At 61.8% G+C, this 796-nt stretch carries 1 protein-coding gene; it reads left to right on the plus strand.

Annotated features, from left to right (window positions below):
• Positions 1–796, plus strand: a 796-nt coding sequence (locus tag NKH99_RS32645) for an AMP-binding protein (protein ID WP_353017983.1), incomplete at both ends; no start/stop codon positions are given.

The raw sequence follows: 796 nt of genomic DNA on the forward strand, positions 1-796 counted from the left end.
CATCGGCCCGGCTGATCCAGATCCTGGATGATGCCGCCCCGCCGCTGCTGCTGGCCGATGCGGCCGGCCGCGAAGCCCTCGGCGCCGCGGCGATGGCCGCTGTGACGGTGGTCGATCTGGAGACGGACACGTCCGCCTGGGCCGGGCTTCCCGGTTCCGATCCCGGTTGCCACGCCCTCGGCCTCACCCCCCGCCATCTCGCCTACGTCATCTACACATCAGGCTCAACCGGAGCGCCCAAAGGGGCACAGAATGAGCATCGGGCTATTGTCAATCGCCTGATCTGGATGCAAAAAGCCTACGCTCTCAATGCGACTGATGTCGTCTTGCAGAAGACGCCTTTTGGCTTCGACGTCTCGGCCTGGGAATTCTTCTGGACCTTGGTTGAAGGGGCGACCCTGGTGCTGGCGCCTCCGGCTGCACACAAAGATCCCGAAGCGCTTGTAAACTTGGTAGTCGGCCAAAGCATCACCACGGCACATTTCGTACCATCCATGCTGGTCAACTTTATGGACACGAAGGGTGTTGATCGCTGCACATCGCTGCAGCGTCTCATGTGTAGTGGTGAGGCACTTGCTGCCCCCCTTGCGCACAAGGTTCGGCGCATATTGCCTTGGACCGGCCTGCACAATCTATATGGTCCCACGGAAGCAGCTATCGACGCGACGGCCTGGAATTGCCCGGCTGATTTTGACGGGTCAGTTGTCCCGATCGGCCGTCCGATTGCGAACACGCGGGTGTATCTTCTGGACGGCCATGGCGCGCCGGTTCCATTCGGGGCGGTGGGCGAGCTTTA

It is taken from the genome of Mesorhizobium sp. M0854, assembly GCF_040319815.1.
Classification (GTDB): Bacteria; Pseudomonadota; Alphaproteobacteria; order Rhizobiales; family Rhizobiaceae; genus Mesorhizobium.